Annotated in this window: 22 protein-coding genes; 13 read left to right on the top strand and 9 right to left on the bottom strand. The window is 31.0% G+C overall.

Annotated features, from left to right (window positions below):
- Positions 1–54: 54 nt before the first annotated feature.
- From N1F78_RS01760 to N1F78_RS01780, 5 genes are all read right to left on the bottom strand, one after another.
- Positions 55–726, bottom strand: a complete 672-nt coding sequence (locus tag N1F78_RS01760; RefSeq protein ID WP_406684472.1) for a Crp/Fnr family transcriptional regulator — start codon at positions 724–726, stop codon at positions 55–57.
- 101 nt (positions 727–827) lie between these two features.
- Complete coding sequence (locus N1F78_RS01765; RefSeq protein WP_406684473.1) at positions 828–1,256, bottom strand: DUF5606 domain-containing protein; 429 nt, start codon at positions 1,254–1,256, stop codon at positions 828–830.
- Positions 1,257–1,308: 52 nt separating this feature from the next.
- Positions 1,309–1,899 (bottom strand): peptide deformylase, encoded by a 591-nt coding sequence (gene def / locus N1F78_RS01770; protein WP_406684474.1) that lies wholly within the window; start codon positions 1,897–1,899, stop codon positions 1,309–1,311.
- 56 nt (positions 1,900–1,955) lie between these two features.
- Positions 1,956–2,366, bottom strand: coding sequence for a Holliday junction resolvase RuvX (gene ruvX / locus N1F78_RS01775; protein ID WP_406684475.1), 411 nt, complete (start codon positions 2,364–2,366; stop codon positions 1,956–1,958).
- 102 nt (positions 2,367–2,468) lie between these two features.
- Positions 2,469–2,774 carry a hypothetical protein gene (locus tag N1F78_RS01780; RefSeq protein WP_406684476.1) on the bottom strand — a complete coding sequence of 102 codons (306 nt, stop codon included), beginning with the start codon at positions 2,772–2,774 and terminating at the stop codon, positions 2,469–2,471.
- A 327-nt stretch (positions 2,775–3,101) separates the two neighbouring features.
- On the opposite strand from N1F78_RS01780, the gene N1F78_RS01785 reads away from it, so the two are divergent.
- Positions 3,102–3,917 (top strand): 2,3,4,5-tetrahydropyridine-2,6-dicarboxylate N-succinyltransferase, encoded by an 816-nt coding sequence (locus tag N1F78_RS01785; RefSeq protein WP_406684477.1) that lies wholly within the window; start codon positions 3,102–3,104, stop codon positions 3,915–3,917.
- Positions 3,918–3,961: 44 nt separating this feature from the next.
- A complete protein-coding gene (locus N1F78_RS01790) occupies positions 3,962–4,867 on the top strand; it encodes an ATP-grasp fold amidoligase family protein (protein WP_406684478.1) in 906 nt (301 codons plus the stop codon).
- Here the strand turns inward: N1F78_RS01790 and N1F78_RS01795 are convergent.
- Positions 4,864–5,685 carry a glycosyltransferase family 2 protein gene (locus N1F78_RS01795; protein ID WP_406684479.1) on the bottom strand — a complete coding sequence of 274 codons (822 nt, stop codon included), beginning with the start codon at positions 5,683–5,685 and terminating at the stop codon, positions 4,864–4,866. The two genes, N1F78_RS01790 and N1F78_RS01795, sit on opposite strands and share 4 nt — an antisense overlap.
- 56 nt (positions 5,686–5,741) lie before the next feature.
- On the opposite strand from N1F78_RS01795, the gene N1F78_RS01800 reads away from it, so the two are divergent.
- Entirely contained in the window at positions 5,742–6,497 is a 756-nt protein-coding gene (locus tag N1F78_RS01800; protein WP_406684480.1) for a glycosyltransferase family 2 protein, read from the top strand.
- A 1-nt stretch (position 6,498) separates the two neighbouring features.
- Here N1F78_RS01800 and N1F78_RS01805 read toward each other — a convergent pair whose 3' ends face one another.
- Together N1F78_RS01805 and N1F78_RS01810 are read right to left on the bottom strand one after the other, a co-directional pair.
- A complete protein-coding gene (locus N1F78_RS01805) occupies positions 6,499–7,254 on the bottom strand; it encodes a Kdo domain containing protein (RefSeq protein ID WP_406684481.1) in 756 nt (251 codons plus the stop codon).
- A 29-nt stretch (positions 7,255–7,283) separates the two neighbouring features.
- Positions 7,284–8,318 carry a beta-1,6-galactofuranosyltransferase gene (locus tag N1F78_RS01810; protein ID WP_406684482.1) on the bottom strand — a complete coding sequence of 345 codons (1,035 nt, stop codon included), beginning with the start codon at positions 8,316–8,318 and terminating at the stop codon, positions 7,284–7,286.
- A gap of 60 nt (positions 8,319–8,378) precedes the next feature.
- On the opposite strand from N1F78_RS01810, the gene glf reads away from it, so the two are divergent.
- Genes glf through N1F78_RS01835 form a run of 5 tightly spaced genes read left to right on the top strand, consistent with a single transcriptional unit; the run spans position 8,379 to position 13,082 of the window.
- Positions 8,379–9,482, top strand: coding sequence for a UDP-galactopyranose mutase (gene glf, locus N1F78_RS01815; RefSeq protein WP_406684483.1), 1,104 nt, complete (start codon positions 8,379–8,381; stop codon positions 9,480–9,482).
- A gap of 18 nt (positions 9,483–9,500) precedes the next feature.
- Positions 9,501–10,064, top strand: coding sequence for an L-threonylcarbamoyladenylate synthase (locus N1F78_RS01820; protein ID WP_406684484.1), 564 nt, complete (start codon positions 9,501–9,503; stop codon positions 10,062–10,064).
- Between the two features lie 41 nt (positions 10,065–10,105).
- The gene (locus tag N1F78_RS01825) at positions 10,106–11,524 is read left to right on the top strand and encodes a CCA tRNA nucleotidyltransferase (RefSeq protein WP_406684485.1); all 1,419 of its coding nucleotides are present in this window, start codon (positions 10,106–10,108) and stop codon (positions 11,522–11,524) included.
- A complete protein-coding gene (locus tag N1F78_RS01830; protein ID WP_406684486.1) occupies positions 11,517–12,533 on the top strand; it encodes a COX15/CtaA family protein in 1,017 nt (338 codons plus the stop codon). The genes N1F78_RS01825 and N1F78_RS01830 overlap by 8 nt, the downstream gene beginning before the upstream one ends.
- Before the next feature lie 36 nt (positions 12,534–12,569).
- Positions 12,570–13,082 (top strand): IS1096 element passenger TnpR family protein, encoded by a 513-nt coding sequence (locus N1F78_RS01835; RefSeq protein WP_406684487.1) that lies wholly within the window; start codon positions 12,570–12,572, stop codon positions 13,080–13,082.
- Between the two features lie 3 nt (positions 13,083–13,085).
- Here the strand turns inward: N1F78_RS01835 and N1F78_RS01840 are convergent, their stop codons facing one another.
- Complete coding sequence (locus tag N1F78_RS01840) at positions 13,086–14,147, bottom strand: hypothetical protein (protein ID WP_406684488.1); 1,062 nt, start codon at positions 14,145–14,147, stop codon at positions 13,086–13,088.
- Positions 14,148–14,267: 120 nt separating this feature from the next.
- On the opposite strand from N1F78_RS01840, the gene N1F78_RS01845 reads away from it, so the two are divergent.
- The 5 genes from N1F78_RS01845 to N1F78_RS01865 all read left to right on the top strand — a co-directional run bounded on the left by N1F78_RS01845 (position 14,268) and on the right by N1F78_RS01865 (position 25,824).
- Positions 14,268–15,164, top strand: a complete 897-nt coding sequence (locus N1F78_RS01845) for an ABC transporter ATP-binding protein (protein ID WP_406684489.1) — start codon at positions 14,268–14,270, stop codon at positions 15,162–15,164.
- A 19-nt stretch (positions 15,165–15,183) separates the two neighbouring features.
- Positions 15,184–16,008 (top strand): ABC transporter permease, encoded by an 825-nt coding sequence (locus tag N1F78_RS01850; RefSeq protein ID WP_406684490.1) that lies wholly within the window; start codon positions 15,184–15,186, stop codon positions 16,006–16,008.
- Between the two features lie 209 nt (positions 16,009–16,217).
- Positions 16,218–17,939 (top strand): T9SS type B sorting domain-containing protein, encoded by a 1,722-nt coding sequence (locus tag N1F78_RS01855; protein WP_406684491.1) that lies wholly within the window; start codon positions 16,218–16,220, stop codon positions 17,937–17,939.
- A 140-nt stretch (positions 17,940–18,079) separates the two neighbouring features.
- Positions 18,080–20,797, top strand: a complete 2,718-nt coding sequence (locus N1F78_RS01860; RefSeq protein ID WP_406684492.1) for a T9SS type B sorting domain-containing protein — start codon at positions 18,080–18,082, stop codon at positions 20,795–20,797.
- A 122-nt stretch (positions 20,798–20,919) separates the two neighbouring features.
- A complete protein-coding gene (locus tag N1F78_RS01865; protein WP_406684493.1) occupies positions 20,920–25,824 on the top strand; it encodes a choice-of-anchor L domain-containing protein in 4,905 nt (1,634 codons plus the stop codon).
- The last annotated feature ends 113 nt before the right edge of the window (positions 25,825–25,937 follow it).

The raw sequence follows: 25,937 nt of genomic DNA on the forward strand, positions 1-25,937 counted from the left end.
TTAATACTTCAAAATTATAGTGCAATGATATCTTATAATGTTAGCTACCTAACATTAGGCGATTTTTTTATGAATTCTAATTTCTTTTCTTCCAAATTCTATTACTTTATCCTCCTTAAGCTCATTTAATAAAATGTTCAAAGTAGGCCTTGAAGTACCAATTAATGAAGCGATATCTCTTTGTGTATATGGATGATGAATAACCTTATCTCCTGTTTTCTCACAGTCATATCCATAATCTGAACACAACTCTTCCAAAAATTCAACAAGTCTGGTTTTAGCATCTTTAAATAAAAGTATTTGCAAGCGTCTTTCTAACCGTTTCAGTTTAAAACCTATTAGCTTATAAATTTTCAAACTAAATGTTTGATTATCTCTCATTAACCCATGCATAGTATCTACACCTACAGGACATATACTAGTAAAATTATCAACTGATTGTGCAAATTCTTCGCGTTTATCTTCCCCTAAAATCGCAGTTTCTCCGAACAGTTCTCCTTTTGTTAATATAGCCTTAACTACTTCTGTACCATCTTCATTGTAATAGCCAATCTTTACTTTCCCTTTTTCAATAAGATAAACCTTATTAGCAGAATCTTCTTCAAAGTAAATGTAGTCTTGTTTTTTAAACGAAGTAAAATCATGATTAGCTTTGTAAGCCTTAAATTTATGTGGACATAACACCTTAAAGAGGTTAACATCATCAAAAAACCAAAGCGAATTCATAGATATTTAGTTATATTTATTAGTTGCTTTTATGTCGCTAACCCCTAACTAAACTTACAAAATGACATAAAAAAACCTCCTAAAATAGGAGGTTTCTGATTTTATTCTTCTTCATCTGAATTCTCAGTATCTTTTTCATCTTGCAAAAGACCTAACATATTATGCTTTTGAAGCAAATTATACCATTGAATTACTTTCTTAATATCACTTGCATATACCCTATCTTCATCATAATCTGATAAAATATCAAAGAAATATTCTTCAAGCTTATCTTTACTATCTTTTGGTTTAACAGATGCTAATTGTCCGCCTTCTTTTATATTAATTTTTTGAAGCACATCCTTTAGAGGCACTTCTTCAGTCAAAGTGTAAATGGCTATTTCACTTAATACACTAACATTACTTTGAATACTAACTGAAATACGCTTATTATCAATTAAAGATTCTGCTACAAAACCTGCTCTAGTTTGTGCTATTAATTTATATAACCCTGGTTTTCCTGCAATTGAAAGTACTTTTTCTAGACTCATATTATTTTTTTGAAGGCGCAAATATCAAATGTTTATTGCGGTATTGCAAATATTACCTCTTCTTTTTTTGCTCAGGAAAACGCATTCTGTAATCAATATTAATTTTCCCTTTAGATATATTGCTTAGCTTCCCTTTTATCAAACGCTTTTTAAAACTAGATAGTTTATCAGTAAACAAAACACCTTCTATATGATCATATTCATGCTGTATTACTCGTGCAATTAAACCATCAAAAGTTTCTGTTTTCTTTTCAAAATTTTCATCTAAATATTCAATGGTAATAACAGGTTTTCTAAACACATCTTCTCTTACATCTGGGATACTTAAACACCCCTCATTAAATGCCCATTCATCTCCTTTTTCTTCTAAAATGGTGGGGTTAATAAAAACACGTTTAAAACTTTTTAATTGCTCTTTCTCTTCATCTGAAAAGGTTTCGTCTTCCGAAAAGGGTTCTGTATCCACCAAAAACAATCTAATTGGTAATCCAATCTGAGGTGCTGCTAAACCAACCCCATATGCATTATACATGGTTTCAAACATGTTTTCTAAAAGAACATCTAGTTTAGGATAATCTTTAGATATCTCTTTGGCTTTTCTTTTTAAAACAGGATCGCCATAGGCTACAATTGGTAAAATCATGAATTTTAATTGCTATTAATATTGCAAAAATACAATACTATACTTTATTACAATATTTATTTAGAATATAAATAACTTTGAAGAATAAGTGTAGCACTAATTTCATCAACAAGGGCTTTGTTCTTACGTTGATTCTTTTTTAACCCACTATCAATCATGGTTTGAAAAGCCATTTTAGAGGTAAATCGTTCATCAACTCTTTTAATAGGAATACTAGAAAACTCCTTTTCTAAAACCTCAATAAATTTCTGTATATAAAACTCGCTTTCTGAAGCTGTGTTATCCATTTGTTTAGGCTCACCTATTAAAAACAGTTCAACTTGTTCTTTAGTAGTATACTCTTTTAAAAATGGAAGTAATTGTTTTGTATCAACTGTTGTTAATCCGGAAGCAATAATTTGCAACTCATCTGTTACAGCTATTCCTGTTCTTCTAGTTCCGTAATCAATTGCCAGAATTCTTGCCATTATTTAATTTTAAGCAAAAATAACTCAATAAAATAAAAAAGACTGCCTTTTTACAGACAGCCTTTTTAGAGTTTAACCTATTTAATTAATATTTTGAGAGTATTAAGCTTTTATTGCCTTATTCATTTTAGGAAATAATAACTTAATGTTGTCAACCTTTCTTTCTCTGTTGAAATATGTTCTAATATCACTAGCAGTACCAGCAATTGAAGCTCTTAATTCATCTTCGCTAATTAATAATACTTCTTCTTTAGAAGTGTTTAAAGTATCATTAGCAACAACCGTGTTGTCATTATCTTCAGAAATAGTTTGAGTAGTTTCAACGTTAACCTCAACAGTAGTTTCTTGAGCATTTGCGAAAGTGAAACTTAAAACTAAAACTAATAATATGTAGATTCTTTTATTCATGACTTGGGTTGTTTTACACTTCAAAGATATATCGAGACTCAAGCTGAAAAGGAATAAATTAGTTGTAAAACCTAGAATTTTCGTTTATTAGAGAACGTGTATAAAACCCCGGATTAACTGGCAAAACACAGGTTTTTTTCGGTTAAACGACATTCAAAGTGCATTTCATCGATGTTTTTAATTATTTACTAGAATACTACAAAAACCAACTCCGTAAAGTGCATTTTACATCAGATTAAAAACATCACATTTTTACCATATAATAATATGTTTATCGATGAAGTTATTTAACTCATACATATTATATTTGCCAAAAAACAAATACAGATGACTGAATTACAACAAATAATTGAAGCAGCTTGGGATAATAGAGACCTTTTAAAGGAGGAAAAAACAACTAATGCTATTAGAACTGTTATAGACTTATTAGATAAAGGTGAATTAAGAGTTGCTGAATCGGTGGAAGGTGGATGGCAAGTTAATGAATGGGTTAAGAAAGGTGTAGTACTTTATTTTCCAATTCAGAAAATGGAAACAATTGAAGCTGGCCCACTAGAGTTTCATGACAAAATTCCATTAAAGACTGGATACGCTGAAAAGGGAATTAGGGTTGTTCCTCATGCCGTAGCTAGACATGGTGCTTATATTTCAGCAGGTACTATTTTAATGCCAAGCTATGTAAATATAGGTGCTTATGTAGATGAAGGTACTATGGTTGATACTTGGGCCACTGTTGGAAGTTGCGCACAAATTGGCAAAAATGTTCATTTATCTGGTGGTGTGGGTATTGGAGGTGTTTTAGAACCTTTGCAAGCTGCACCAGTTATTATTGAAGACAATGTTTTTGTAGGCTCTAGATGTATTGTAGTAGAAGGTGTTCATGTTGAGAAAGAAGCTGTTCTTGGTGCAGGCGTTGTTTTAACAATGAGCACAAAGATTATTGATGTTACTGGAGACAAACCTGTTGAAATGAAAGGAAAAGTACCTGCTCGTTCTGTTGTTATTCCTGGTAGTTATGCTAAAGAGTTTGCCGCTGGCACTTATAATGTACCATGTGCTCTTATTATTGGTAAGCGTAAAGAAAGTACAGATAAGAAGACCTCATTAAATGATGCGCTTCGCGAAAACGAAGTTGCAGTTTAACGTATCAGGAAAACAAAACAAATCTAAACTTCATTGGGTTATTAATGACATTTATTAAAAAAGTAGTTTACGGATTAATTAAAAAGTTTAAATTTTTACCACCAGATTTATATGTAAAAATTTATTACGAATATTATTCTGGTAAAAAGCTAAACCTTAATAACCCAATTGAGTTTAATCAAAAAATTTCTTGGTTAAAAGTTTATTACCACCCTCCTATATTAACTCAATTAGTCGATAAGTATTCGGTTAGGGAATATGTAAAACGTAAAGTTGGAGAACAATATCTAAATAAACTAATTAAAGTTTATGATAAAGCGTCGGAAGTTAATTTTGATGAATTACCAAATCAATTCGTAATTAAAGGCGTTCACGGGTTTCATTTTAACCTTATCGTTAAAGATAAAAACAAGTTAAATAGAAAACGAGCTCAATATTTAATGAGCAAATGGATGCGTAAAAACCAATATTATCGTGGTGGTTTAGAATGGGCCTATAAAAATGTAAAACCCAGATTAATTGCAGAAAAGTTTTTATCTGAAATGGATAAAGATGTTCTTAATGATTATAAGTTTTTTTGTTTTAATGGCGAACCAAAATTTGTTCAAATAGATATTGACAGAGGTATTAATAACTTTAGAGCATTCTATGATCTTGATTGGAACAAATTAGAGTTTTACAACAAACAAAACCCTGTTTATCCCAAAGAACTAGAAAAACCTGAAAACTTTGATGAAATGGTTGAAGTTTCGACCAAATTGGCAGGTAAATTCCCCTTTGTTAGGGTTGATTTATATTCTATAAATGGGAAGACTTTATTTGGAGAAATGACATTTTATCCTGCAGATGCCAGGAAAGATTTTCATCCATATAAATATGATAAAATCTTAGGTTCATATATTAAATTACCAAAACTGGATAAAGGACAAAAGGAAATAACTTCTGTTTAAGGCTTAACTATTCCAAAGTCTGTCCAAACTCGCTTTTCACTTTTTGTAATATCTCTTATAGTACGATTTTTATTAATGGATTCTTGATTTTTATAACCTCTAGGATGATCTAAATGCAAACACACTGCGCTATACCTAATTTGCTTGGATTTTATACCCAAGTTAAATAAACGCTCACCTAGCTCCCTATCCTGTCCACCATATTGCATGCGCTCATCAAAACCATTAATCTTTAAAATATCTTCTTTCCAACCAGAAGCATTATGTCCATTCCAACTGGCATTGGTTGGTGTTATAGTATTCAAAAGTTTGCTTTTTACACCTCTAGAGGTTAATTTATTATTTTTAAAAGATGATATTAAGCCATTTTCTTTTAACCATTTCAAATCAAAACACCTCTGAGAAATAATATCATCTTTAGAAATTAGTTTAGAAATATCCATAGGTAACATAAAATACCCTCCAGAAAGAAAATAACCTTGTTCCTTTCTATCAACATGAATCTGTACGTAATCTTCTCTTGCAAGACAATCGCCATCACTCATCAAAATATAATCTGCATTACAGGCCTCAATAGCCTTATTTAAAATTTGTGATTTTTGAAAACCATTGTCCTCATGCCACACATGAATAATAGGATAGTGTACTTCAGTCTTCATCTTATCTATTAAATCAAATGTTGGTTGCTTAGAACCATCATCTGCAATTACCATTTCAAAATCTTTGAAAACCTGAGCTTCATAACTCCACAGAACCTTTTCCAACCAGGCTTCAGAATTGTACGTGCTAATAATAATAGAAATTGTGGGTTTTGACATAAAAAAGTTTAAATATCGTGTCAAAAATAATTAATTTCACCAACAATTTACTACGAATGCAAAAACTAACAGCATTAATTCCAGCAGGAAATGAGATTCATAATATTAAAGCAGTCATTGAGTCAGTAAATTTTGCAGACGAAATTTTAGTGGTTGATAGCTATAGTACAGATGGAACTTACGAAAAAGCTTTAGAGCTTGCTACCAAAGTTTTAAGGAGGGAGTATCAATATTCTGCATCTCAAAAGAATTGGGCAATCCCTCAAGCAGAACATGAATGGATTCTTTTAGTAGATTCTGATGAACGTGTTACCCCTGAGCTGAAAAGTGAAATTTTAGAAATTTTGAATAATCCTCCTTCAGATTTGGTTGCTTTTTGGGTAGGGCGCAACAATCATTTTATGGGTGAGCGTGTTCATTATAGTGGTTGGAGAAATGACAAAGTTATAAGGTTATTTAAACGAGATTTTTGTAAATATGAAGATAAGCATGTTCATGCTGAAATTATAACGAACGGGAATGTAGGTGTTTTAGAAAACAAATTATATCATAACACCTATATTACTTTTGACAAGCATCTTGAAAAAATGAACCGGTACGCCTGGTGGCAAGCTAAAGATTACGATAATAAAACAGGAAAGCTAACCCCATATCACTTCATTGTCAAACCTTTCTGGGGATTCTTTAAGCATTATATAATTCAGAGTGGATTTAGAGATGGTGTTGTAGGCCTTACAATAGGTTACTTACAAGGTTATGTAATATTTATGAGATATGTGAAACTGTGGTTATTACGCAGAAATAGGAAGTAATTTACTTCTTCTTAAGCTTCAACTTTTGCTTAAATCGTTTTTTACGGTAAAACTTTTTTTGATAATCTTGAGTTTCACTCCACATCAAATTGAAAATTTTATCGTAGTCTTCTCCTGTGCATTTTGAATACTCGTCACTCATAATTTCCACCATAGACTTATGTATAGTTAACCTTGAAAAGTTTTTTATTCTAGCTTCAAAAGCTAGATTTTCAAACTTCATTCTATTTAAATCTACCAAATAAAAGTCATACCCATTGTCATTTTTCTTTATCAGGGTATTCCCTGGAGAATGATCTAAAAAATGCACACCTTTTTTATGTAAACTATAAGTAAATCTGGTAAAAGCTCTAAGTATATTTTCATAATCAGGAATATCAAAATCTCTGGTTAAATCTCTGTAAGTGTACTCACAATTTATTGCTTCACTTACATAATAACTTCTTTTGAATAAAAACCAAGAGGAGAACTCAAAATACGCCCAAGGTTCGGGAGTACCAATATCCATATTTAGTAGTTTATTGGCGTATTCAAATGAACGTTGTGCTTTACTTTTTCTTAAAAACCTATAGGCTATTTGATTAACCATATTTGGTATCTTAAACGATTTGATATTAATTGTAAAACCCTCTACTTCAAATAGTTTTATAGTATTTCTACCCGAAATAAATACTTTACCTTTAGTATCAAAACATAAAATAGAATCTTCTATTTTTTTATCAAACCCTATATATTTAGCACTTATAACCTTATTCATAAAACATAATACAATCAATTAAGATTGTTCTATTTTTCAATTAAATATTTGGTAGCTTTCTTGAAAAAATAGCCGGACATCACCTTTTTTTGATATTCCAAAACACTTTTTTTCAAAAGCAAATAATCTTCTTTAGTCATTTTACCTAATACCTCATCCAAATCTTTTAAACTAGCGACACAAACACCCAAATTATTATCCTTTATAAAGGGCGCTAAAGCTGCCTCACTCCATATTACTACTGGTAAACCACTTAATATATATAGTGATGTCTTATGCGGATTATTAAACTTTAAATATTCCCCATATTGCCCATCACAAGTGTCTAAGGATATTCCATCCCAAACTAAACCAAAGTCGCCTTTAATTTTATGTGCTATTTCTTTTGAAGGAAAAAATCCTTTATAATTAAGTATAGAAATAGAGTCATCTACTTTAACCTTAGTTTCATTAAAACCTTTTCCATATAAATTAAGACTATAGTGTTCTAGGTTAAGTGTATCAAAATCATAAATATATTTACCTCTTTCATCACTAAAACCACCGGCATAAGTAAGGACATATTTTTCACCTGTAGACTTTTTATCATTTTGACTAGGTCTTGTTTCTGATATATAATCAAATAACTCTAAAACTGCTATTTTTGCATCAACACCTTGATTAACTAACCATTGTTTCATAGTAGGGTTATGCACAATAACTCCACCAGAAGTACATATATTTTTTAACTCAGCAGCCCTATCTTCTGTTCTCCCTCTTAAAAATCTGACATCATGAACTAAGGTGATTATTTTACACTTCTTAAGATTCGCTACAAATAGAATATATTTCCTATACTTATTTATTGGATATTGCGTACATAAAGTAGCTTTAAATGGCAACCTTATTAGAGCTAAAGAAATACCAAAAAAATTTTTAACAGCTCCTATAAAAGAATTAGGTATACTAGATTGCTTAAAACCTAAGTTTTTAAAACCATCGCTCTCTAAAGCAAACTCATAATCAGTTTTTGCCTTTCCAGCTGCACTAAATAAAGCTTTATAGTTTTTGGATATATAATACATTTAAAACTATTTTTTTTAATTGTTTAAAAGTATATTATTGCATAATATTAATAAACTCCCATGCAAATGTATGATTATTTAATTGTTGGCGCAGGTCTTTTTGGTAGTGTATTTGCTCATGAAGCTAAAAAAAGAAATAAAACTAGTCTGGTTATAGATAAAAGAGCGCATTTAGGAGGCAACGTATTTTGCGAAAATGTTAATGGTATCAATGTACATAAATATGGGGCCCATATTTTCCATACTAACGATAAAAAAATATGGGATTATGTAAATCAATTTGTAGAGTTTAACAACTACATAAATTCACCATTATCAATATCAAATGGCAAACTTTACAATTTACCATTTAACATGAATACATTTCATGCCTTATGGAAGGTAAAAACTCCTGATGAAGCAAAAACAATCATAAATAACCAAATAAAAAAATATGGGTTTAAAAACCCTAAAAACCTTGAAGAACAAGCTTTATCATTAGTTGGAAAGGATATTTACGAAACTCTTATTAAAGAATATACAGAAAAACAATGGGGACTAAAAGCAACAGATCTTCCAGCCTTTATTATAAAAAGACTTCCTTTAAGGTATACATATGACAATAACTATTTTAAGGACAGATATCAGGGGATACCTATTGGAGGATATAACAAAATAATTGAAGGGCTATTAAAAGGAATAGACACACAAACTAATACTGACTTTTTAAAAAATAGAAATGAATTAAGTAGGAAGGCAAAAAAAATTGTTTATACAGGATACATAGATGCATATTTTGATTATAAATTTGCACCTTTAGAATATAGGTCTTTACGTTTCGAACATGAACAATTAAATACTGACAATTTTCAAGGTAATGCTGTGGTTAATTATAATGATTCTAATATTCCATATACCAGAATTATTGAACATAAACATTTTGAATTTGGAAAACAAAACCACACAGTAATTACAAGAGAATATCCTGAAAAATGGACTTCAAACAAAGAAGCTTATTACCCTATAAACAATAAAGAAAACCAAAATAGATTTAAAAAATATAAAGATTTGGCTGACAAAGAACCCAATGTTATTTTTGGGGGAAGACTTGCAGAATATCGTTATTATGATATGCATCAAGTAATTGCTTCTGCTTTACAGAAAGCTGAAAAAGAGTTTGCATAAATCAACATCATTGAAATTATGATTGATAAAGAAATTAAAAAAACTTTAGAAATATTAAAACAAGGAGGACTAATTCTTTACCCAACAGACACAGTTTGGGGTATTGGTTGTGATGCTAATAATGCTGAAGCTGTTAAAAAAGTTTATGAATTAAAACAACGTGAAGATAGTAAAGCTCTAATTTGTTTAGTGGCAGATGAAAGAATGCTTAAAAAATATATAAAGCAAGTTCCTTATGCCGCACAAAGTATCATTGAAGTTACCGATAAACCAACAACCATTATTTATGATGATGCACAAAATTTAGCACCCAATTTGGTTGCGGAAGATAACACCATTGCAATTAGAATACCGGATGATGAGTTTTGCTATTGGCTCACAAGAAAATTTAATGGTGCCATAGTTTCTACCTCCGCTAATATTAGTGGGTTGCCTACCCCTAAATCTTTCAAAGAAATAGCTCCAGAGGTTTTAAAAGGAGTAGACTATGTTGTAAATTTGCATCGCGAAAAAAAATGCTCTAAACCGTCCTCAATTATAAAATTGAGCAATAATGGGGTAGTTAAAATAATTAGGGCTTAATTTTTTCGTTTTAATATTAACTTCTATTTAGAAGTTTTAGAATGAATTATAAAGAGGCCTTACAACTATCCGTATTCAAAGTAATTACTCAATCTGCTGAAGAACTTCAGATGGAAGCATATGTGATTGGTGGATTTGTACGTGATTTTATTCTTAAACGAGGTGATGCCAAAGACATTGATGTAGTTGCGGTTGGAAGCGGAATAGAACTTGCTAAACAAGTTGCAAAGAACTTACCAACCAATCCAAAAATTCAAATCTTTAAAACTTATGGTACAGCTATGTTAAGGTACAATGATATTGAAATTGAATTTGTTGGAGCCCGTAAAGAATCATATTCGGAAAACAGTCGAAATCCTGTTGTTGAAAACGGCAGTTTAGAAGATGATCAGAATAGACGTGATTTTACTATAAATGCTTTAGCTTTAAGTTTAAACTTAAACACTTTTGGCGATTTACTTGATCCATTCAATGGTATTCAAGATTTGGATAATAAAATCATTAGAACACCTCTTGATCCCGATATCACATATAGTGATGATCCATTAAGAATGCTAAGAGCCATAAGGTTTGCAACTCAACTAGACTTTACCATTGAAGCAGAAAGTTTAAATGCTATTTCAAAAAACTCCTCGAGAATAAAAATAATAACTAAAGAGCGCATTGTTGTAGAAATTAATAAAATTCTGGAAAGCACTAAGCCTTCAGTTGGTTTTTTACTCCTGGAACAAACAGGTTTACTTAAATATATTCTTCCAGAACTTATTGCCTTAAAAGGTGTTGAAGAGGTTGAAGGTCAAAAACATAAAGACAATTTTTACCACACTTTAGAGGTGGTTGACAACATCTCTAAGAAGACTAATAATCTTTGGTTACGATGGGCTGCTCTTTTACATGATATAGGAAAAGCACCAACAAAAAAATTTAACAAAAGAATTGGCTGGACATTTCATGGGCATGAATTTGAAGGCTCAAAAATGGTCTATCAATTATTTAAGCGTTTAAAAATGCCATTGAATGACAAAATGAAGTTTGTTCAAAAAATGGTATTAATGAGTTCTCGCCCCATAGTTTTAGCTCAAGATTTGGTAACTGATTCTGCTGTGAGACGTTTGGTTTTTGATGCTGGTGATTATGTTGATGATTTAATGACACTTTGCGAAGCGGATATTACAACAAAGAATCCGAAAAAATTTAAAAAGTATCATAACAATTTTAAGATTGTTAGAGATAAAATTATTGAAGTTGAAGAACGCGATCATGTTCGTAATTTTCAACCACCAATTTCTGGTGAAGAAATAATGAATACTTTCAATTTAAAACCATCACGCGAAATAGGGGTGATAAAAGAGTTTATAAAGGAGGCTATTTTAGAAGGAGATATTCCAAATGAATATGAGGCAGCTCATAAGTTAATGTTAGAAAAAGGACTAAAATTAGGATTAAAAGTAAATGATTAAAGACAACAAAAAAGTAATTTATTGGCTATTAACTGGATGCTTCTTAATCTTTGTAATGGTTGTTGTTGGGGGTATTACAAGACTAACACATTCTGGACTTTCTATTTCAAATTATAAATTAATCTCTGGAACTATTCCTCCGATGAATGAAACCGAATGGCAAGAGGCTTTTAATTTATACAAACAATACCCGGAATACCAAAAACTAAACACTCATTTTACATTACAAGATTTTCAAGACATTTACTTTTGGGAGTGGTTACACCGTGTTATTGGCAGGTTAATAGGATTAGTATTCTTTATTCCTTTTGTCTATTTCTTAATTAAAAAACAATTAAGTATACCAACAATAAAAAAATCTATTGTTCTACTTGGTCTAGGAGCATTTCAGGGATTTTTAGGTTGGTATATGGTAAAAAGTGGTTTGGTAGATAACCCCGATGTTAGTCATTATAGGTTAGCGGCTCACTTAACAACGGCATTCATAACTTTTGCCTACACATTCTGGGTGGCATTAGATTTAATTTTTCCTAATAAAAAAGAAGTAAATATTAGGTTTAGAAACCTAATTAGATTTGGAGTATTTATTCTTATGATTCAAATTATTTATGGGGCTTTTGTTGCCGGATTAGATGCTGGTTTCATTCATAACCATTGGCCATTAATGAGTGAAGGTAAATTTATGCATGAAACTGTTTACATAGAGCAAAACCCAATTTACAAGAACTTTATAGAAGGCAAAAGTGGTGTTCAATTTACACATAGATTATTGGCTTATCTGGTTGTAATTTGTGTTCTTTTAATCTGGAAACGTGCCAAAACACAAAAACTAACCAAGTTACAATCAAACAGTATTAAAGCTTTATTAATAATTGTTGCTGCTCAATTTTTACTTGGTGTTTTTACCATACTTTTACAGGTGCCTGTTTGGTTAGGTGTAGCACATCAAATTGGTGCATTTTTCTTATTAACAGCCATGACATTTACATTGCATCGTTTTAGCAAATAATATAAAAAGTTTAACTTTGCATCATAAAATTTCACTATGATTTACCGATTTAGAGTTATACTTGATAATGACACGGAAGATGATATTTTTCGTGACTTGGAAATTAGAGAAAATGACTCGCTTGAAGATTTGCACAATATCATCACACAATCATTTGGGTTTGACGGTACTGAAATGGCATCATTTTATTTGAGTAATGACCATTGGGATCAAGGTGAAGAAATCTCTTTATTTGATTTAAGCGAAGACGCCTCTGCTCGTTTAATGAATGAAACGCCAATTGATAGTGTTGTTCATGAGGCACAGACTAAACTAATATATGTTTATGATTTCCTAAACATGTGGACATTCTATGTAGAACTTGCAGAAATTGTTGAAGAAACTGAGGGTCATGACTACCCAAATCTTATGTTTGTTCACGGACAAATACCTGACAATGCCCCAGAGCGTTTATTCGAATCTGAAGGCGATGAAATGTTTAATGAATTTGATGACGATCTAGATGTTGATGACTACAACAATTTAGATTTTGATGAAAACTGGAACTAAAATCTAGGTTATATTTAAAGGGTTTACGTTCTCATAATTTGTAGTTAAAAATTCCAGTCCACATTTAAGAATTTGCCCCATTGTTTTACAACCTAAAAACTTTTCGTCTTTAGAGTATTTAAATATTTCTTTCTTAAGTTGGTCTATATGCTTATCTGTAGAAATAATATCATCTCTCATTGCAGACATTAAAAGGTCTATTCTATCATTAAAACTTTTCATCCTTTTAACTAATATTGAGCGTTCTTCAGTTTTATATTGATCTATAGAAAGCTTCCTCAAAATCTTAGATACCATTTCTACCATTTCTAAATTTTCTTTAAAAAATTGAGGCCTATATATATTAAATTTCCCCTCATATGATTGTTGATCAAAATCTATGGCTCTAATCTTATAAACCACATGGTCAAAATCATGTGTGGGAACAATAACATAATTATAAGAACGCATATCCCCCAATAATCGAATCATACAACGCTCATTAAACTTAACAAATTCTTTTGCTATTTGTGCTTTTTCAGATCTAGTGCAATTAGGTAACATTGTCTTTATAAAAACATCTCCCGGAATACCAGAAATATGTTCCTCAATTAATGTATCCTTATAAACTAAAAAATTCAAATTGTAAGGCGATAACATATGCTCTAACTCTAAACCGTAAATTCTAGAAGCATCTGCAGTTTTTATATAGAAATAAGTAAAATTATCATTCAAAATATTCCTAATTTTAATTCTAAAAGGTTTAGAATTTCCAAAAGTACAATAGTCTATGGCGTCAACACTTAAAAAAGGGTGAGCTTCTTCATTCCCATCAGAATGCAAAATAGTATAGACTTTTTTCAATGACATTTCTATTTCTTCCCTTTCATAATCATTATAATAAACCCGCACCCATAAGGTATCATTATCATCTTCATCATAAACAACAATAGAACCTTGAAACCTCAACAAGTCATCATAAAAAATAGGTATTTTAATATTCCTATTGTATTCGGTTAGATAGTTACTTAATTTTTCATCTATTTGGTAAGATGGTTTCTTCTTTGAAATTTTTAGATCCTTCATATTACAAAACTAATTAATTTCAAATGTTTTATGGCTATCATGTAACAAAATAACGGAAGGCTCGTCTTACCCGTATAACTAATCTTTGTCAATTAAACATTGGCTTAAAATTGTTAAAATTTGGAAACAATTCTTACCATTAATAATCTCACTAAAAAATTTGGTTACTTAACAGCTGTTAAAGATTTATCTTTTACTATAAATAAAGGGAACATTTATGGCATTTTAGGGCCTAATGGTAGTGGAAAATCAACAACCTTAGGAGTAGTATTAAATGTTGTAAATAAAACATCTGGAAATTTTCATTGGTTTGATGGAAACACATCAACGCACGATGCATTAAAAAAAGTTGGAGCGATTATTGAACGTCCAAATTTTTACCCTTACATGTCAGGTTATCAGAATTTAAAATTAGTTTGTAAAATCAAAGGTGTTGATTATAGTAAAATTGATGAAAAACTTGAAGTTGTTGGGCTTTTAAATAGAAAAGACAGCAAGTTCAAAACTTTCTCATTAGGAATGAAGCAGCGTTTAGCCATTGCCTCAGCTTTATTAAATGACCCTGAAATATTAATTTTAGATGAACCCACAAATGGTTTAGACCCCCAAGGTATTCATCAAATTAGAGAAATTATAAAAGAGATTGCATCCAAAGGCACTACTATATTACTAGCATCTCATTTACTAGATGAAGTTGAAAAAGTTTGTTCTCATGTGGTTGTTTTACGAAAAGGAGAAAAGTTATACTCTGGTAGAGTTGATGAAATGATTTCTAGTCATGGTTTTTTTGAGTTAAAATGTAATAATCAAGATAGATTACTGAAACTCCTGGAAAACCATAAAGTAATTGGAAAAATTAAAGTTGAAGACGATTTAGTAACCGCTTTTTTAACAGAGCCTTTGAAATCCGAAGACTTTAACAAAGAACTTTTTAAAAACGAAATTATTCTTACGCATTTGGTTCAAAGAAAAGAGAGTTTAGAAGAACAATTCTTGCAATTAACAGACAAAGACTAAACCAATCAAAACCCAGAACATGTTACGACTTTTAAACTTAGAATTACAAAAATTGCTTTTAAACAAGACAAGTAAAATATTGATTGGTATATCTTATATATTACCTCTATTTATTATTTTATTATCATCATTTAAAATTCCTTTTTTTGGTTTTTTCACATTAGAACTTGGTGAACTAGGTGTATTTAATTTTCCCATGATTTGGCATTTAGTTACATATTTCTCTGCTCATTTCAAATTGTTTTTCGCCATTGTTGTAGTTAGTATGATTGGAAACGAATACAGCAATAAAACCATAAAGCAGAATCTTATTGATGGTTTGAGCAAAAAGGAATTTATTCTTTCAAAGTTTTATACAATTATATTCTTTTCTCTTGTTTCAACCTTAATTATTTTTCTTCTTAGCTTATGCATTGGTCTTTACTATTCTAGCTATAATGAATTATCAATAATATTTAGGGAAACTGAATTCTTAATAGCATATTGTATTAAATTAATTGGTTTCTTTAGTTTATGTCTATTTTTTGGTATGCTAGCAAAACGTTCTGCATTTGCACTCGCTTTTATATTTGTTTTATTTTTAATTGAATGGATTTTATATTTAGTACTATGGAAGTTTAGTTCCGAAGAAATGGCTACTAATATTCAAAATTTCTTTCCATTAAAGTCAATGTATAAACTAATTGATATTCCTTTTTTAAGAATTGCAGCAACCAAAATGCCTGATAATCAAGAATTTATTCATGACTATGCCGTTCATGGGCATGAAATAATTATAGTAATAGGTTGGACTGCTTTATTCATACTTTTATCCTATAGATTATTAAAAAAGCGAGATTTATAATTAATACTTTGCATATTGTTAAAAAGTTGAGTCGTAATTTTAATTTGGGGCCAAATAACAACTCCTAATTAAAAATGAATTGAACAAAAAACAATCTATAACTAACTAATAATGAAGGCAATAAATTAGTATCAATTAATTTACTTAAATTAGTTTATCTCTTTATATCAATTTGCTTGATACCACTTGTTCATGATTAATATTAATAAATGAAATTATTAAGGTTTATATTAATATTTTTAATTGTTAATGGTGTTTATGGTCAAAGCTTTGTTACAGGTCCAGGCACCTACGAAACTTCTCAAGAAGGCAATGGATTTAGCCTTCTAGCTGGTGCCAGCTTTAGTTATATTGTAAGCTGCGGAATAATTGAATTTACCCTTATTGCAAATAATATTTCTTTAAACAAGAAATATATAATGGATTTTGGAGACGGCACAATAATTAAAGGAGACTTTCCTGAATCAAAAAGTGTTACATTAATACATGAATATAAAACCCCTGGAAATTATCTTACTGAACATACCTATTCAACAATAGATGGTATTACTACTGTAAGGCAAGTAAGAGCTATTAGCTCTGGGGGCATTCCTCCAACTCTATTTTCTAATCAAACATTGCTTCAATGTGATAATGATGATAATGGCTTTGCCAATTTTAATCTTGAGAAGGTATTTGATAAAATTATTGATAAAAACAATCCTTCATTTTATGGGGATGACAATTATGAAATCTCTTTTTATGAATCTATAGATGATATTAACAATTTCAATACCATTTCTACAGAAATTCCATATCAAAATAGTACTTCTAATGTTCAAGAATTATTTATCAAAGTAATGGTTAATAATAATTGTTTCAGTATTATGAATTTTTCCATCTATGCAGTCAATGCAACTTTAGGTGACATAGACTACATGGTTGTTTGTGATTCAAGCAATTCTATTAACGATGACTTCTTAGGTGTTTTTAATTTGGAATTAAAAAAAGATAATATAAGAACACAATTTTCATTACCTACTAGTACCTCTATTAGATTTTACCCTACAGAGCTGGATGCAGAATTTGAGAGTAATACCATTGAAGACAACTTTTATGTTTCTAGTTCAAAAACTATATGGTTACGTGCCGAAAATGAAAATATGGATTGTATTGGTATTGAACCTATTTCTCTTATTGTTAATATTTTACCTAGCTCAAGCCTAAAGAAGGAATACCAATTATGCCTAAATCAACTTCCTGAAAAAGCTTTACAAATAAATGTTGAACCAAATTCTGAAGCTTACGAATGGATAAGTGAGGACAATACGATTATAAGTACTAATGCTTCAGTTTCTATTACTAAGCCTGGAAACTATACACTTACAACAAAGTTTACACAAAATGATGTACAATGTACTAAAACAGAGGAGTTCTTAGTTACTGCTGTGACTATTCCAAATTTAGAAGGTATTGAAATCATAGATGGGACTCAAAATAATATTATATCGGTAATGGTTACTGGTGTTAGTACTTATGAATACGAATTAATAGATAATACCAATAATTCCATTTATAGACCATATCAAAGCAATAATGTCTTTGAAAATGTCTCCCCAGGTTTATACTCTGTAAATATCAAAGATGTAAAAAACGATTGCGGTGTTGAAAGCGGAAATATCTCAGTAATCGGTTTTCCTAAATTTTTTACTCCAAATAATGATGGAGTCAATGATACTTGGCAAGTAATAGGCGTTTCTAATATGTTTCAACCAAATTCTAAAGTCAAAATCTATGATAGGTTTGGCAAACTAATTATAGAACTTGACCCCTTGCATACAGGATGGGATGGCTCTTTTAATAACCAAGCTTTACCTTCTGATGATTATTGGTTTATAGTAAAACTACAGGATGGGAGAATATTTAAAAATCATTTTACTCTTAAACGATAAATTTTAATATTCAGTATATATTTAAAACAATACATCAATACAAGACTTGCATTAAAATTGTTTTCTAATCTTTTTATCGTATAGATTATTAAAAAAGCGAGATTTATAATATATTTGATAGTATTGGCTATTGAAAAAGAATGAAAAAAATCTCCTTATTCATATTATTATGTATTTTGGGTTTATATACACACGCCCAGAGACAAGCATCTAACTGGTATTTTGGCTATGGTGCTGGAGTTGAATTTAATTTAGCTAATAATTCTGTTACTTCTGTAGATAATGGACAATTGTTTACAAACGAGGGATGTTCTTCAATTTCTGATGAACTTGGAAACCTTCTTTTTTATACAGATGGAACAACAGTTTGGAATAGAAACCATGAGCAAATGCTTAATGGAAATAATTTGTTTGGAGATAGTTCAAGTGCTCAATCTGCAATAATAGTTCCTAAACCAGATGACGAAAACGTATATTATATATTCACGGTAGACACTACTACGCGTGCAGAAGAGCCAAATTATGGTTTTAATTATTCTATTGTAAATATGACCTTAGATGGCGGGTTAGGAGGCATTATTTTGAAAAACAGCAACCTACTACCCTTTTGTTCTGAGAAATTAACAGCAGTACAAAAAGATTGTGTTACAAAATCTATTTGGGTAATAACCTTTGCTTCTGAAAATGGGGATGAAGGAGAATTTAACACATTTCACGCATTTGAAATAACTGATACAGGGGTAAATCTAAACGCTGTAAAATCTACTCTTCCGTTTTTTATTCAAGATAAAAGAGGGTACTTAAAAGTATCTCCTGATGGTTCCAAAATGGCCTTGGCCAATTCTAGAAATGGTTTGTTCCTGTTTGATTTTGACGTACTAACTGGACAAGCTTCTAATTCTCTAGAGCTTACTATTAGTGATTTTAGAAGTGGCTTCCCTTATGGTATTGAGTTTTCGCCTAATAACGAATTACTTTATGTACATTCTTCCAATGATTTTTTTGATCAAACAGACCCTTCAAATAATAATATTCCCTCTAACCACTCTTCATTACTAGTTCAATTTAATTTAAGTGTTCCTAACATTCAAGCTTCAGAATTTATTGTTGATGATAGAAGTCTGTATAGAGGAGCCTTACAACTTGGTCCTAATGGTAAAATATATAGAGCACTAAGTGCAACCTATGGTCAAGGGCTGCCATATCTTGGAGTAATTAATAATCCTAATAATGTTGGTGTTTCCTGCAACTATCAGCATAACGCTGTGAGTTTATCACCTAAAAATTCTTCTCAAGGACTGCCCCCATTTATTGCCTCATTCTTTAATCAAGAAATAGATATAATTAAAAATGGAGAAAGCGCTACCACCCTTGAATTATGTGAAGGTGATTCATATACCTTATCCGCAACAGAATTACCAGGTGCAACCTATACCTGGACACTAGATGAAATTCTTTTACCTGAAAGTGATTATGACCTAACCGTAACCAATAGTGGTTACTATGAAGTTTATATAGACCCTAATAATGGTGATTGCGCTATTGAAGGTGATGCCTTTGTAATATTTGAACCCAACCCTTCACCAATTAACCATACAATAATTCAATGTGATGAAGATGGCTTTAAAGACGGTTTTACCATTTTTAATTTAAATGAGGCTAATAATGCTTTAACTGGTAATAATGATGAATTAAGTACAGTTTTTTATTCTGACTCTGCCAGAATCATGGAGATTGACGGTAACTCCTTTTTAAACACCTCAAATCCACAAACTATTTATGTTGAATTAATTAATACCAGAACAGGCTGCTTTAATTATTCAGAACTTGTTTTAAATGTTAGCCTTACAGATTCTAACGATGTTGAATTAGAAGTATGCGATGACGATAGTATAGAAGACGGGCTCTACGAATTCAATTTGACAGATATTGAATCCGAAATTATTAATGGTCTTCCTACTGGATTAGAAGTTTCTTATTATGAAACGTATGAAAATGCGCTTCTGGAAAATAACAGTCTTGAAAACTCTTACACAAATACAACGGCATATAATCAAACCATATATGCTAGAGTTGAAAATGCAAATAATTGCTATGGGATTAGTGAAATATCATTAATAGTTCATAAACTTCCTGAAATAATCACAGAAGATATTACCTATTATTGCACCAACATATTTCCTGACTCCATTTCAATTGATGCTCTTAGTTCTAATGAAACATCTACAGATTATACTTATTCGTGGTCAACTGGTGAAAACACATTCAGTATTAACATCAATGAGGCCAAAGATTATATCGTTACCGTGACTAATTCTAATATGTGCTCTAAAAGCAGGACTATTAAAGTGGAGGCTTCTAGTATTGCTTCAATAAATAAAATAGAAGTTAATGATGCTAATGTTAATAATATTATTACTGTTTTAGCTTTTGGCGATGGGGAGTACCAATATAGGCTCCTTGACGAGAATAATGTAATTTATAAAGACTATCAAGATAGTAATGTGTTTGAAAATGTTTTTCCTGGTATTTACACTGTTACTGTAAAAGACTTTAAAAACAATTGTGGAATAGTAAATGATAAAGTCTCAGTTATTGGGTTTCCAAAGTTTTTTTCTCCAAACAATGATGGCAAGCATGATACTTGGCAAGTATATGGTGTTAGCAGCATGTTTCAACCCAATACAAAAATTAGGATATTTGATAGGTATGGAAAATTATTAAAAGAACTTTCTCCTTCTAGTGAAGGGTGGGATGGTTCTTTTAAAGGGCAAAAATTACCAGCTGATGACTATTGGTTTACAGTTGTACTAGATGATGGTAGAATATTTAAAGATCATTTTACCTTAAAAATTTAAAATAATTACATTTTAACGGATTATTTTTGCGTTTCATCTAAAAAAATCATAATTTTCGGCCAAATAATCCTGCATTACAAAACAGGACTATTTAGCCTAAAAAATCGGATAAAACCTACGCTATGAGATTTGTTTGTTGTTTCATAATTGCCATTTTTTGCAGTTGTTTCACGCTGTACTCTCAGCAAATCTCTGTAGATAGTTCTATTGGCGTTCAACAACTTATTGAAGACAATTTAGTAGATGGTTGCGTAGAAATATCAAATATAACTTCTACTGTTAACGGGAATTCTTCGGGTTTTTCAAGCTATGCTTATTTTGAGAGAGGAAATTCAAATTTTCCTTTTGAAAATGGCATTATGCTTTCAACGGGTAACTCAGAATCTGGTGGAAATGGAGAAAGAACACCTATTTTAAGCGAAGGTTCTTCAGTTTGGGGCACTGATCCAGATATAGAATCAGCATTGGGAATTTCTGGAACGCAAAATGCAACCTCAATTGAATTTGATTTTGTTTCAATCTCAGATCAATTTCAATTTAACTACTTATTTGCATCAGAAGAATATTTTGAAATTTTACCATGTCAAAATGTTACTGACCATTTTGTATTTCTAATTACAGAGGCAGGAACCGGGAATCCTTACAGAAATATTGCTGTTATTCCTAGTACTACAACGCCAGTGAATTCAGCAACCGTGCATAATGAAATTTTTGGTGTATGTGGACCAGAAAATGAACAATATTTTGACACATATAACGTAGGAGACACAAATTATAATGGAAGAACAACAGTTTTAACTGCTTCAGAAACAATTGTTCCATATGTTCAATATCATATAAAATTAATTATAGCAGACCAAAGAGATGGCACTTTTGATTCTGCAGTTTTTATTGAAGGAAATAGCTTTGAAATTTTAGATTTAGGAGATGATATTGAAACCTGCGAAAGTTCAGTTCTTTTAGATGCCGATTTAAACAACCCTTTAGCCACATATGCTTGGTACAGAGATAATACTCTACTTACTTCAGAAACCAATTCAACGTTGAATGCTACTCAAGATGGCACTTACAGGGTTGAAGTTACGGTACCTTTAAACTCTAATAGTTGTATTGAAGAAGACGAAATTATTGTTATACTCAACTCAGAAGAATCAATTACTCCAATTACTAATTATGAATTATGTGATGACTCGAGTAATGATGGTTCAGAAATATTTGACCTTTCAACAAAAAATACTGAATTAATAACTAATATTCCTTTTAGTAGCTATTCGTTCTCTTACCATTACACTGAAGTTGAAGCGAGAAGTAACTCTAACTCAATTACTTCATCAATTACTAATACTACAAATCCACAAACAATACATGTTAGAATAGAAGATTTGGACAGTAATTGTTTTGGTTATACATCTTTTGATTTAATTGTAAATCCAGCACCAGACAACACACCCCCAACACCATTGGAGACGTGTGATAGTGATGATTTTCCAGACGGATATACGGTTATAGACCTCACTCAAAAAGATACAGAAATAACTGGAGGGCTCCCTAATTTAGCTGTTAGTTATCATTATAACACCTTAGACGCCTCAACTGGAAATAATGCAATTCCTGGTTCTTATATAAACACAAATACTCCATCTGACATTGTTTATGTGAGAATTATAAATACAGTAACGGGCTGTATTAACACAACCAGCTTATCAGTTGAAGTTACAACAAGCCCGGTAATAAATAGAGACACACAATTTTTGGATGCTTGTGATACGGATCACGATGGTAATGCATTTTTTGATTTAACACAGGTCAATTCAGATATTTTAAGTGGATTGACAGGAGTAACGCTTACGTACCATGAAAGTTTTGATGATGCGAACGAAGATATTAATCCTATCGGGGACCCAAATAATTATGAATATACAAATACTGCTTTAGAACCTGGTAATAGAACTTTATATGTTCGTATTGAGGATGACATCACTGGTTGCGCATCTATTGTTCCTTTAGAAGTTCATACTAATTTATTATTAACAGGTACTGATACTGGTGATTTTGCCTTATGTGATGTGAATGATGATGAAAATGACACATTGGATTTTAATTTATTTACAGTTGAGACATTCATTAATAATGATTTACCAAATACAATTTCAGTAACCTTTTATGAAACAGAAAATGATAGAGACACTGGCACAAACCCTATTAATCCATCTGTTCCTTATGCTGCGTTAAGCCCTACTGTACTTTATATTACTTTAGAAGATGACGTTACTGGATGTATCGATCAATCCGAAATAACATTATTAGTTAACCCCATTTTATTATTTGATCCTGCTGTTCCTGTTGAGTACTGTGATAATGACGATGATGGTATAGTTAGTATTGACCTGCATTCTTTAGATGATACAGTAACAAATGGTAATGCAAACTTTACGGTAACTTACTTTACATCTGATGCTGATGCACAAAATAACATCAATGTTTTACCTCCTTTTTACACAAATTCTACTTCAACCGAAACTTTATATGCAAGAATTGAAAATATAGATTCTGGTTGCTCAACAGTAAATCCTTTTGACTTGCAAGTTATTATAGCACCTGGAACAACCCTCCCTACACCTTTTATTATCTGTGATGACAATCAAGATGGATTTTACACTGTAAACTTAGAAGATAAAATTTCTGAAATGATTTCTGATACTACAGGGATAATGATAAGTTTCTTTACTGACGAAAACGATGCGAATTCTAATACAAACCCCATATTAACACCCAATGATTTTAATGCTGAAACCCAAACAATATACACTCGCTTTGAATACTCCAATACCGGATGTTACAATATAAACACTATAGACATTATAATAAATACACTACCACTCATTCCTTCAGATCTTGAATTTCAAATTTGTGAAGTAACAGGTACAACGGTTGCAGACTTTTTATTGGTAGAAATGGATGATACTATCTTAAATGGTCAAACAGGAAAAGAGGTATATTATTTTGAAAATGAAAGTGACGCCTTAACTGGAAATTTAGCAAATGCTATAGATAAAAACAGCATCTATCAAAACACATCAAGTCCACAAATTATTTACGTTAGAGTTGAAAATATAACGGCAGACCAAAACACTTGTTATACAACCTCTAATTTAATATTACAAGTTTCTCCAGAACCTATTTACAATTCAATAATAGACTACTTAGTTTGTGATGACTCATCCAATGATGGATTTAACACATTTGACTTAGATGATAAAAGTGTTGAAATTTCGCAAGGCTCCACAGATATTTTAAATATATCCTACCATTTAACTTTTAATGATGCAGACAATAATTTAAATCCACTAGGAAATCAATATACTAATACCCAAAACCCACAAACCATCTTCATTAGGATAGAAAGTGAAGATTCTTTATGTCACGTAGTTGAGCCATTAGGAATCAATATTATTGCAGCACCAGACATAACCCAAGTTTCGGCACCTTTAATTGAATGTGACAATGATTTTGATGGTATAACCAATTTTAATTTAGAATTGGCAGATTTTGAAATTCTTGATAGAATTCAGGATGATTTGGTTATCAGTTATTTTGAAAATTTTGATGATATTAATCAATCGGATGGGTTTGACAACAGTTTAGCCATAACAACCCCATCAAACTTTAGCTCTAATACCCAAACTGTATACATAAAAGTATGGAATAATCTAACTGGATGCTTTAGTGTTATTGAATTAGAATTAATTGTAAACTCACCTCCTGACACAAATTCTATTGGTACAATAGAAATTTGTGATAATGATTCGAATACATATGAATTATCTTTAGTAAATGATATGTTGGTAAACGATACTAGTTCAGTAAATATATCTTATCACGATAGCTTTATCAACGCCGATAATAACACCAATGCGTTATCTAGCAACTTCATTTACACATCTAATAATCACCAAATATTTGCAAGAGTTTCTAATAACTCAACAAGCTGTTATATAATTATTTACTTTTATCTACAAGTAAACCCAAACCCCATTGCTAACACAGCACCCGATTTAGTTTCATGTGATGATGATTATGATGGTTTCTATGAATTCAATTTGTCTCATACAGCTAACGACATATTAGGTTCTCAAAATCCCAATGATTATACATTCACCTATTATAGTGATTTAATTGATGCAGAAAATGGTGAAAATGAACTAAACAATTTACACACTGCTTTTGATGGCGAAGTTATTTACGCTAGAATTGAAAACAACATAACAGGATGTTTTGATACTACATCTTTTTCCACAATTATTAATCCGCTTCCTGTTGTTCAAATTGAAGAAGTAGTTCCTCTTTGTATAAACAATTTACCTCTTGTAATTGATGCATATACAGGGAATCCAAATGATACTTACTTATGGTCGACTGGAGCAAACACGGCTCAAATAATACTTAGTGATCCAGCACAGATTGGAGATTATTGGGTAACTGTCACAACTCCAAATCTAATTGGAAGTGATTGTGAATATACACATAGCTTCTCAGTTATTGAATCTCAAGAAGCTGATATTAATTTTACTACTACAGTAGACTTTTCAGACCCAAATAGTATAACTATTGATGTAAGTGGAATTGGTGATTATGTCTTTCTTCTTGATGATGGAGAACCCCAAATATCAAATGTATTTGAAGATGTAACCTATGGCCCTCACCTAGTAACAATAAGAGATTTAAACGGATGTATGGATATTTCGGAAACAGTCGTAGTTATTGATATTCCTAAGTATTTTACGCCCAATGACGATACATATAATGACACATGGCATATTATCGGTATTGATGAAATACCAGGAACCGTTGTATTTATTTATAACAGACATGGTAAACTGCTAAAAACTTTACCTCATAACTCTATTGGTTGGGATGGTACATTTAACGGTGCCAAAATGCCATCAGATGATTATTGGTTTGTGGCAAAAGTAATTCAGGAAGGTGAAGCTTTTGATGTAAAGGGCCATTTTGCCCTAAAAAGATAAAGCTCTATTGCCTTAAGCATTAAATTATTTACTATTCACCAAAGGAATTAAACCTTTAAGGAGGAATAAGGTCTAAAATAAATTATTTAATTTATTTTAGACCTTCAGATATA

The sequence above is a fragment of the Seonamhaeicola sp. MEBiC01930 genome (genome assembly GCF_045277075.1).
In the GTDB taxonomy this organism is placed as follows: Bacteria; Bacteroidota; Bacteroidia; order Flavobacteriales; family Flavobacteriaceae; genus Seonamhaeicola.